The 3,972-nt window shown below is 52.8% G+C and carries 1 tRNA gene and 2 rRNA genes; all 3 read right to left on the bottom strand.

Features of this window, described 5'->3' with window-relative positions:
* A tRNA-Met gene (locus J2858_RS24045) sits at positions 1-77 on the bottom strand.
* 154 nt (positions 78-231) lie between these two features.
* Positions 232-346: ribosomal RNA gene (gene rrf, locus J2858_RS24040) — 5S ribosomal RNA — on the bottom strand.
* A gap of 204 nt (positions 347-550) precedes the next feature.
* Positions 551-3,500, bottom strand: a 23S ribosomal RNA gene (locus J2858_RS24035).
* Positions 3,501-3,972: the final 472 nt, after the last annotated feature.

Raw genomic sequence — 3,972 nt, 5'->3', positions numbered from 1 at the left:
TGGTTGCGGGGGCAGGATTTGAACCTGCGGCCTTCAGGTTATGAGCCTGACGAGCTACCGGGCTGCTCCACCCCGCGTTATTTTTTTCCGGGTTCGTTCCCGGGAGGGATGTCAGGCTTGGCCTGAGTTTGTCGGTATTTGTTTTCAGCAAAAAGGCCGCTTGAGAGCGGCCTCGTTTTGGGCCGAGGCCCTTTTGTTTTGTTTGAGAAGATTTGACATTGCCTTTAGCAGACCTGGCAGCGACCTACTCTCCCGCGTCTTGAGACGAAGTACCATTGGCGCTGGGGCGTTTCACGGCCGTGTTCGGAATGGGAACGGGTGCAGCCGCCCCGCCATGACCACCAGGTCGGCTAAGGGCAATGTGTTTGAGAAGCTGGATTTTTTGAGCGAATAGTGGGTAGCCAATAGCGAGTAGTTGGTTCGCTTTGGGCTCCTGTCTTCGCTGGTTTTGAACACGTCTTTGGTTTGAAGAGCGTTTCAGGATGTTGCGATATCTATTCGCTACATCCTATTCGCTATTCGCTCATGTTGATGAGCATGGTCAATGAGAACGATCAAGCCGATCGAGCTATTAGTAACGGTAAGCTTCATGCATTGCTGCACGTCCACACCCGTCCTATCAACGTGGTCGTCTTCCACGGCTCTGATAGGGAATACTCGTTTTCAGGTGGGTTTCCCGCTTAGATGCCTTCAGCGGTTATCCCTTCCATATATAGCTACCCTGCTATGCCCTTGGCAGGACAACAGGTCCACCAGAGATATGTCCATCCCGGTCCTCTCGTACTAGGGACAGATCCTGTCAATATTCCTACACCCACGGCAGATAGGGACCGAACTGTCTCACGACGTTCTGAACCCAGCTCACGTACCGCTTTAATTGGCGAACAGCCAAACCCTTGGGACCTGCTCCAGCCCCAGGATGCGATGAGCCGACATCGAGGTGCCAAACAACCCCGTCGATATGGACTCTTGGGGGTCATCAGCCTGTTATCCCCGGCGTACCTTTTATCCGTTGAGCGATGGCCCTTCCACACGGGACCACCGGATCACTATGACCGACTTTCGTCTCTGCTCGACTTGTCAGTCTCGCAGTCAGGCGGGCTTATGCCATTGCACTCGACGACCGATTTCCGACCGGTCTGAGCCCACCATCGCGCGCCTCCGTTACTCTTTCGGAGGCGACCGCCCCAGTCAAACTACCCACCATACACTGTCCCGGATCCGGATGACGGACCGCGGTTAGACATCCATGACGATAAGGGTGGTATTTCAAGGATGGCTCCACGAGAACTGGCGTCCCCGCTTCAAAGCCTACCACCTATCCTACACATGCCGACACGAATGCCAGTGTAAAGCTATAGTAAAGGTGCACGGGGTCTTTCCGTCTGACCGCAGGAACCCCGCATCTTCACGGGGAATTCAATTTCACTGAGTCTATGTTGGAGACAGCGGGGAAGTCGTTACGCCATTCGTGCAGGTCGGAACTTACCCGACAAGGAATTTCGCTACCTTAGGACCGTTATAGTTACGGCCGCCGTTTACTGGGGCTTCGATTCAAAGCTTGCACCTCTCCTCTTAACCTTCCAGCACCGGGCAGGCGTCAGACCCTATACGTCGTCTTGCGACTTCGCAGAGCCCTGTGTTTTTGATAAACAGTCGCTACCCCCTGGTCTGTGCCACCCCTTCATACTTGCGTAAAAAGGGGTCACGCTTCTTCCGAAGTTACGCGTGCAATTTGCCGAGTTCCTTCAACATAGTTCTCTCAAGCGCCTTGGTATACTCTACCTGACCACCTGTGTCGGTTTCGGGTACGGTCTATAATGATGGAGCTATTTCCTGGAACCGCTTCCTCGCCCAGACAATCCAATAAGTCTGAACAAGTTACGCAATCCGTCACTACCACCAGGCCCACGAATATTAACGTGGTTCCCATCGACTACGCGTTTCCGCCTCGCCTTAGGGGCCGGCTAACCCTGCTCAGATTAACTTTAAGCAGGAACCCTTGGTCTTTCGGCGAGAGGGTCTCTCACCCTCTTTATCGTTACTCATGTCAACATTCGCACTTCCGATACCTCCAGAGGCCCTCACGGGTCCTCCTTCGCAGGCTTACGGAACGCTCCGCTACCACGTGCAGTAAACTGCACATCCTCAGCTTCGGTGCATGGCTTTAGCCCCGTTACATTTTCGGCGCAAAGACCCTTATTTAGACCAGTGAGCTGTTACGCTTTCTTTAAATGATGGCTGCTTCTAAGCCAACATCCTGGTTGTTTTGGGATCCTCACATCCTTTCCCACTTAGCCATGACTTGGGGACCTTAGCTGGAGGTCAGGGTTGTTGCCCTCTTCACGACGGACGTTAGCACCCGCCGTGTGTCTGCCGATTAGTACTCCCAGGTATTCGGAGTTTGGTTAGGATCAGTAAGACGGTGAGTCCCCATAGCCCATCCAGTGCTCTACCCCCTGGGGTATTCGATCGACGCACTACCTAAATAGTTTTCGCGGAGAACCAGCTATTTCCGAGTTTGATTGGCCTTTCACCCCTAGCCACAAGTCATCCCAATCTATTGCAACAGATGCGGGTTCGGCCCTCCAGTTGGTGTTACCCAACCTTCAGCCTGCTCATGGCTAGATCACTCGGTTTCGGGTCTAATGCATCTAACTGAACGCCCTGTTCAGACTCGCTTTCGCTGCGCCTACACCTACCGGCTTAAGCTTGCTAGATACACTAAGTCGTTGACCCATTATACAAAAGGTACGCAGTCAGCCTTGCGGCCTCCTACTGTTTGTAGGCATCCGGTTTCAGGTTCTATTTCACTCCCCTTGTCGGGGTGCTTTTCACCTTTCCCTCACGGTACTTGTTCGCTATCGGTCATGCACGAGTACTTAGGCTTGGAGAGTGGTCTCCCCATGTTCAGACAGGATTTCACGTGTCCCGCCCTACTCTAGGACAATGCGCATTTTACGTGTACGGGGCTGTCACCCGCTACGGCCGAACTTTCCAGATCGTTCCACTTTAGCTCACATTGCCACTGGCCTGGTCCGCGTTCGCTCGCCACTACTTGCGGAGTCTCGGTTGATGTCCTTTCCTGCAGGTACTTAGATGTTTCAGTTCCCTGCGTTCGCTTCTAACCCCTATGTATTCAGGATTAGATACCTTATTTGCGATATCTAGAAACCTCTTTTGCCGAACCCTCGAACCCGGACTTGCCGGGTCTGTTTTGTCTTCACGCTGTCGCGATCTTGCGATCGCTGCGCTGCAGACGGCGCGCCAAACTCTTGGCGACGACCTAACGGTCTGTACGGGAGACCCATACAAACCGCTCAAAACATTAAAGATGTTTAGCAAAACAGATTTTCTAGATATCTAAGGTGGGTTGCCCCATTCGGAGATCCATGGATCAAAGCTCATTCGCAGCTCCCCACGGCTTATCGCAGCGTATCACGTCCTTCTTCGCCTGTGCATGCCAAGGCATCCACCAAATGCCCTTACGACACTTAATCGTTCTCATTGCCAATGCTCATCCATAGGGTGGAGCGAATAGGGAGTAGCAAATAGCGAATAGGGATAAACCCCGATCACCACAGCAGTCCCGATCACAACCAGCCAACCCGGTTACCTTTTACAACCGAGCCATTCAGATGCCATCGACGTGTTCGATCCGGTCACTTTATTGGAGCTACGCCGAGCAGCTCACTTGTGCCAGATCTTAAGACCAGCTTCTCGAGATTAAATCCAGGATCGCGCGGTCAGGCAACGATCATCAGTAATCCATCAGAGGCACCTTGAGGCACCAACAACAGACGACCAGAGTGACAAGCTTCTTTCCTCACCAATCCCCTCCATCATATCCGACCGGCTAGGCCATCCATGATATCACCAGGAAAAGGTTCAGACGCGGGATAAATCCCACACCTGGAAGCCTCCAGATCAATCTTCTCTTCACAATATAGGCAGAACAGGCACAAACCGCTC

The sequence above is a fragment of the Neorhizobium galegae genome (assembly GCF_017877135.1).
Lineage (GTDB): Bacteria > Pseudomonadota > Alphaproteobacteria > Rhizobiales > Rhizobiaceae > Neorhizobium > Neorhizobium galegae_A.
This window is presented reverse-complemented; position numbering and strand designations above follow the sequence as displayed.